This window comes from Tenacibaculum geojense (genome assembly GCF_042676005.1).
Lineage (GTDB): Bacteria > Bacteroidota > Bacteroidia > Flavobacteriales > Flavobacteriaceae > Polaribacter > Polaribacter geojense.
This window is the reverse complement of record NZ_JBHTJR010000015.1, coordinates 1-6525: the sequence shown is the minus strand read 5'-3', so window position 1 is coordinate 6525 and position 6525 is coordinate 1. Positions and strand designations below refer to the sequence as shown.

At 30.3% G+C, this 6525-nt stretch carries 9 protein-coding genes; all 9 read left to right on the top strand.

Features of this window, described 5'->3' with window-relative positions:
• Positions 1–87 precede the first annotated feature (87 nt).
• Complete coding sequence (locus ACFQ1U_RS02225) at positions 88–456, top strand: hypothetical protein (protein ID WP_386104871.1); 369 nt, start codon at positions 88–90, stop codon at positions 454–456.
• A 171-nt stretch (positions 457–627) separates the two neighbouring features.
• Positions 628–1080: a hypothetical protein gene (locus ACFQ1U_RS02220; protein WP_386104869.1), complete on the top strand. Its 453-nt coding sequence runs from the start codon at positions 628–630 to the stop codon at positions 1078–1080.
• A complete protein-coding gene (locus ACFQ1U_RS02215) occupies positions 1080–2093 on the top strand; it encodes a serine/threonine-protein kinase (protein WP_386104867.1) in 1014 nt (337 codons plus the stop codon). The genes ACFQ1U_RS02220 and ACFQ1U_RS02215 overlap by 1 nt, the downstream gene beginning before the upstream one ends.
• A gap of 153 nt (positions 2094–2246) precedes the next feature.
• Positions 2247–2810, top strand: a complete 564-nt coding sequence (locus ACFQ1U_RS02210; RefSeq protein ID WP_386104865.1) for a hypothetical protein — start codon at positions 2247–2249, stop codon at positions 2808–2810.
• A gap of 213 nt (positions 2811–3023) precedes the next feature.
• Positions 3024–3587, top strand: coding sequence for a hypothetical protein (locus tag ACFQ1U_RS02205; protein WP_386104863.1), 564 nt, complete (start codon positions 3024–3026; stop codon positions 3585–3587).
• A gap of 159 nt (positions 3588–3746) precedes the next feature.
• Positions 3747–4280: a hypothetical protein gene (locus ACFQ1U_RS02200; RefSeq protein ID WP_386104861.1), complete on the top strand. Its 534-nt coding sequence runs from the start codon at positions 3747–3749 to the stop codon at positions 4278–4280.
• Positions 4281–4507: 227 nt separating this feature from the next.
• A complete protein-coding gene (locus tag ACFQ1U_RS02195; RefSeq protein WP_386104859.1) occupies positions 4508–5056 on the top strand; it encodes a hypothetical protein in 549 nt (182 codons plus the stop codon).
• A gap of 168 nt (positions 5057–5224) precedes the next feature.
• Entirely contained in the window at positions 5225–6031 is an 807-nt protein-coding gene (locus tag ACFQ1U_RS02190; protein ID WP_386104857.1) for a hypothetical protein, read from the top strand.
• Between the two features lie 163 nt (positions 6032–6194).
• Positions 6195–6525, top strand: a 331-nt coding sequence (locus tag ACFQ1U_RS02185) for a hypothetical protein (RefSeq protein WP_386104855.1), incomplete at its 3' end; no start/stop codon positions are given.

Sequence of the window (6525 nt, the reverse complement as noted above, 5' to 3'; positions counted from 1 at the left end):
TGTATATTACAGCACACAACAAAACCTAAGCACCATTAAAACGGATGCTTAGCAAAATCGTTAGCCACAAGTAAAATGAAGCACCTATTGATAATAGTAGCCCTGATTTTATCAACTAATTGTTTTTCTCAAATTAAAATAGAATCATTAGTTGGTAAATGGAGATTTGAAAACACAACAGATTACAACGATTCAATAGTAAAATCCTCTGTGAAACAATTTGATTTTATAATTCATGAGAATGGGAATTTTGATATGCCTAGCAAAGAATATTCGATTTCAGGAACATGGGAACTTACAAATTCTACACTTACATTAATCGGGAAAAGAAGTGATAAAGAAGAAACAAAAACTGAAAAGATGAAAATTTATTCGGTCAATGAACAAAAGCTTTCATTCATATTGATTACAGAGAACCAAAAAGAAAGTCTGATGAACTTGAAACGAATAAAATAATAAAACCAGTGGCTAACAATGTATAACCGCAATTACGGCGGATTCGACTACGTCCGAATCCACTCGGAATTGCTAACGCTAGTGAATAAAAGAAAAAACAACTAATTTAACCCGCAACTGACGGTTATACGAAGCCGTTAGCAACAAGGCAAAAAAAACCAACTGATAAAAATGAAAGCAATCGGATTTAACTTCGCTAAGAATGAATTTAGTTTCGCAGTCCTGGAAAAAACAGCAACAGCACCATCTATAATTGAAAAAAATAAAATAGTTCTTCCAAACCTTGAAACTGACGAATTAATGGAATGGTTTGAAACACAAATTTCATTGATAATCGACAAGCATAAGCCAAATATTGTATCTCATAAAATATCAATAACACTATCATCACTTGACCAAATAAAAGCTTCTTGTTATCCTCAAGGAATTCTTAATCTTATTGCGAAGAAAAAAGGAATAAAAGTCAATTGCTTTTCATCACAAGGAATAAATGCAACTAAATTCGGTGAACCAAAGAAAACAGATGTTTATAAGTACATTGACCCAATAATTGGAATTCACAAACCTTATTGGAATAAAGCAATGAAAGATGCTGTTTTAGTAGCTTGGTTTAACATTTTATAATGGCAAAAGAACAAATAGATAAATTTCAGATAATTGACCACATTGGAAACGGACATTTTGGTAACGTTTTCTTGTGTTTTGACCCTTTTTTACAGAGAGAAATTGCAGTTAAGGTTATAAAAGTAACTGACCCAAATAAATTTGTTAATGCAGTAAAAGAAGGGCGAACTTTAGACGCTTGTAGACATAAACATATCGTTGATGTAAAAGATGTTGGAACGACAATTTTTAGAGGAGAGCAAGTAGTAACAATTGTAATGGAATATCTTGCAAAAGGTTCTATTCAAAAACGTATTGAAAAAAGATTTATAAGTACAAAAAGTGCGTGCCGAGTAATTCAACAAGCTTTATTAGGACTTGAACACGCACATAACAATAATATTTTACATCGAGATATAAAACCTGCAAATATTCTTTTCGGAGATAACGACGAAATTAAACTTTCTGATTTTGGTTTAGCTATAGACTATCACGCAGAATTGAGTAATATGCAAGGTTATAGACCGCACCAACCATTAGAAGTTATTGAGGGTAATCCAATGGATAAAATTTCAGACATTTATGCTACTGGAATTACTTTTTATAGACTTTTAAATAACACGAATAAATTAGACTTTACTTTTACAAGTATTGAGGAATGGAAAAAAGCTGTAAAAAGAGATAGATTTCCGCCAAGAGTTTTTTTGCCTCATATACCTGAAAAAGTGATTAAGATTTTAAAGAAATCAATCCATAAAAATAAAGGTACTCGTTATCAAAATTGTAATGATTTTCGACAAGCTCTTGACCGTTTGAATTTTGACATAGATTGGGTGCAAGTCAATGAGGACTATTGGACTGGACAATCAAATGGGGATAATTACGAACTCATAAAAGTTAAAAAAAGAAACGGTTGGACTATCGACTTTAAAAAGAATGGAATAAGAAAAACAGCCAACTGCTGTAAAAATGTTCCAGATGACAAGGTGGAAACAGAATTCTATGAGGTAATTAGAAAAACAACTTTGAGATAAAGCCCAGTTGCTAACATTGTATAAAAATAATAGCGATTTAATCGCTTAAACGAAATGAAATTTATAAATCGAACAACAGTAACAAACCGAAAAGTAAGTGCATAAAATCCGCTACTATTCTTATACGTTACCGTTAGCTATAATAAACAAAAAATGTCCATAATTTTAGATTATCTAAACAGAATAGAAACAATTGAAGAGTTTGAAAATTTCGTTTATGAATCTACTGAATTAGAAAAAATTCTTAACTCGGAACAATACCAAGCTCTCTTAGAGTTCAATTATAGATCAAAAGATTCTAATCAAAAGTTAGAGGACTTAATCAAGGAAAAAATTCTTTCTGGAGAGGAATTTGGATTATGGAAGTTAAATAAAGAGTTAATAAAATTTGGTTGGTATCAAGGGCGTCAATTTAAAATTGCAAATATTGACTCTGAAAAATATTCAGAAAAAGTAATAAATATTTTAAAAGAATATGGTGGATTAAAAATTGAAAAGACAGATAAGTCATATAGAGAAATCGAATTTTCAGACATACCTTTTATAGATGGAGACTTTACTTTTTTCGCAATAACAGAAAAGACATATGTTCATATCGGAATTAATTCTAAAAATGAATATTATTATTGTTTTGACATTACTAACGAATATAAATATGCAGGAAATTGTTTAAAGACTATTTTAGCCAAAACGTTGTTTGATGAAAAACCTTGGTAAAAATACTATAGCTAACATTGGCTATAATTAATACGGGTTTTAGTGTTTAATCCAAAGTTTAGTGTATTTTATAATGTCGTCAAATCATTTTGATTTGACTTTTGAACAAGAAAAAATTAAAAGCAAACAAAATGCTTCGTCTTAGTGCTTAATCGTGAAGCTATCGCTTCCCTATTCCCGCACTAATCATAGCCGAAGCCGTTGCCTACAATTATGAAAAAAATCCTGCTGACATTAATAATCTTGATTTCATTGACTGCTTGCGAATCGAAAAAAAGCAACTCAACTGAAAAAAATGTGGCGGAATCTGAAACAATAGCCTCTGATTCAGAAACTGAATTAACTGAATTAGAGAAAGAAGAAAAATTAAGGACTGAAATTAACGGCCAATATTTGGCTGAACTTTCCAAATGTTCCCAAAATGTAAATGCCGTAACTGACTTTAATGGAAAAACGGAATTTTGGCGGATTTGCGATACTGATAATGGGAAAAGAATTATACAAATTGACTCGCACGAAGAAACAGTTCTTTACGAAGAAGTTTATTACGAACAAAACGGAGAACTTATTTACGCAGAGGAATCAATAAAATATATGCCAATTAACCATTTCACTCTGCAGCCTTGGACTTGCCAATTTTACGCAGAAAATGGAAAATTAGTTTCACTAATGTCATTGGGACACGGAAAAACAGAAGATGACGAATGGAATCCTGAAATAATATTTGAAATGCATAAAAACAGAATAGCGGAATTGAATAAAATCGAGAATGAATAAAAATAACTGTAGGCAACAATGTATAACCGCAATTACGGCGGATTCGACTACGTCCGAATCCACTCGGAATTGCGAGCGTCAGTACTTAATCGAAAAATAGTAATTTAAAACCCGTAACTGACGGTTATACGAGACCGTTAGGTTTAATTAAAAAATACAATGCAAATAATTGACAAAGAAGTAAATATAAACACAGATTATTTGAGTCTTTCTTTTTTTGGAGAAATTGAAATAACTGAATTAGAGAAACTATGTCAATTAAAAAAGCTAACACACTTGAATCTATCAAGCTCTGATTTATTTGATAAACATCTTGAAATTATAGGACAATTAGAATCTATAAAACTGTTGGATTTAGATTTAACAGAAATAACAGATAATGGGCTTCAAAATTTGAAACCATTAAGGCAATTGAAAGAATTAAGACTCAAAGACAACCCACAATTGACTGATAAATGTATTGAGTTTCTATCTGACATTGAACAATTAGAATTGGTTCATATTGAAAATACTTCAATAACTATGATTGGATTGACAAAACTCCTTAACCAAAAAAAACTAAACTCTGTCATATTAGACTTTGAATTAGATAATGAGATTAATGAATTACTAAACCTTTCAAAAAAATATCCTAAACTTAAAATAATAATAAAAGGCAAAGGTGTAATATTAAATGGAAAACTGAATCAATAAAAAACTAAACCTAACAAGGGCTATAATTAATACGGGGTTTAGTGTTAAATCCAAAGGAAAGTGTATATTTACAAAGTCCGTCAAATCAATTTTGATTTGACTTTTGACAGAAAAAATAAAAGCAAAAAAATTGTTTTGCCTACGTGCTAAATTAAAAGTCTTTGGGCTTTCTATCCCCGTACTAACCATAGCCAAAACGTTGTAACACATTTGACCAAATCAAGAAAATGCAAGAATTCAAAGATTGGAAAGAGTTTATAAATCAAATTTTAATTGACAGCGGTCAATTTGAAAATCCAGCTACTGAATTTAAAGGAGAAGCGGAAATTGAAACTTATAAATCGACTAAGAAAAATTCTCTGACTGAAATAAAAGTTGGATATCTGAAAGACAACTTACTTATTTATTTGCAAATTTTCAATCCGACAGTTCCAGGTTATAACAAATATGTGAAAGGTGAATATTTCTATCAGCACGATTTTAGTGATGACGGAAAAACTTATGGAAATCCAGCATTGGAATTTAATGAACAGAATCGTTACGGAGTTCTTTCAATACTCAAAAACGGATTAAAAGGAAAAGAAGTTCAGTTTGTGAAAAATGAAAAAGTCTTAAAGTCGAAACTTTACATTTTGGAATTTGACTCGGATTTCAGCTATTCCTATGACTTTACAAAAAGAGGTTTTTGGAATAAAATATTCGGACAGAAAATTGATAAAATGGACGGAATTGAAAAACGTGAAATAGAACTGAATTCAATATTTAGTGGAATATAAAAAACGTGTTACAACAATGTATAACCGCAATTACGGCGGATTCGACTACGTCCGAATCCACTCAGAATTGCTTAAACTAGTAAATAACTAAAAACTTTTGGCTAAATTAGTCCGATAACTGACGGGTTATACGAAGCCGTTGGCAGCAATAATAAAAGAACTCTTAAAATGCATTTTACGCACATCAAATTAAAACCTACTAAAAAAATCAATAAAGATTTTAATCTGACTGATGCTGTAAAGGATATTGAAATACCAGAGGAAAGTAAACAAGATTCTAAGAAATTTCACAAAACAAATAAACTATCTGATGAGTTAGGTTGGGACTTATTAATTGAGTTTGAGGATTCAATCATTTATGCATTTGATTATTTGAATGTAAAGGAAAAAGTAATTATTCCTGAATTAAACCCAACAACAATTTTCTATTCAAATGCAATAATGTTTCATAGAAATTTAATTACGACAAAAAAAAATTTATTAGAAAAATCACCAACCCTAAAAGAATTACACAAACCTATTGACCCTAAGATATTTGGAAACTTTTTTCAATTTGCTACTAATTGTATCATAAACTTACAATCAACTATTGAAAGTTTTGCTAATAGACAAATTCCTGATAATTATTTTATTAACGAAAAAGGAGAAGAATATGATGTTTCTATATTTCATAAAATAGATACTGTTTTACCAGTAATAAAAGGAAAGAAATTCAAAAGGGAATTTAAACGAGATAACTTTAGAGTCCGAAAAGTTATTGAGTTAAGAAATGAAATAATACATCTAAAACCAATAAAGGATTCAACAAATACTCAATATAAAGCTACTTATAGAAAAATGATAAAGTTTGATTTCACGAGAGCAATTATAGCAGTTAAAAAATTTGTGAATTTTTATGAACCTGAACTTATAGAGGAATGTATTTGTGGAAAAGAATATTATTACGATTTAGAAATAAAAGAAAAGGAGGAATAAAATTACAGCTGCCAACAACGTGTATAATTCATTGCTTCTGATTTTCCTTTCGGAAAATCCTCGCGCTGAATTATTGCCTGTTATTTTTCACTAAATTAGTTGCTGAAACACGCAACGAAATCATACACAAAACCGTTGTACGCAAGCTGAAAACCCAACTGAATTGATAAAAAAAGCTATAATATTAACCTTAATTCTGAACTCAATAATTCTGATTGGAGTTCCTGCTGGACACGGTTACGGAATAATGATAATGTTTGAAGTTATCAGTATTCCAATGCTAATCAAAAACGGATTTGACTTCCAGAAAGAATATCCTATTGAAAGCAGTCTGTTTTTAATAGCTCTGATTTCCTTAATTGGGAAACTGATTTCAGTTGCAATATTATTTTCAAAAAATATTTTGAACAAACAGAAATGGATTTACATCGGACTGATTTTAATGCTGATTTCTTTTTTAATTGTCTGTTTCGGAGCGTGGAATTATGACAATT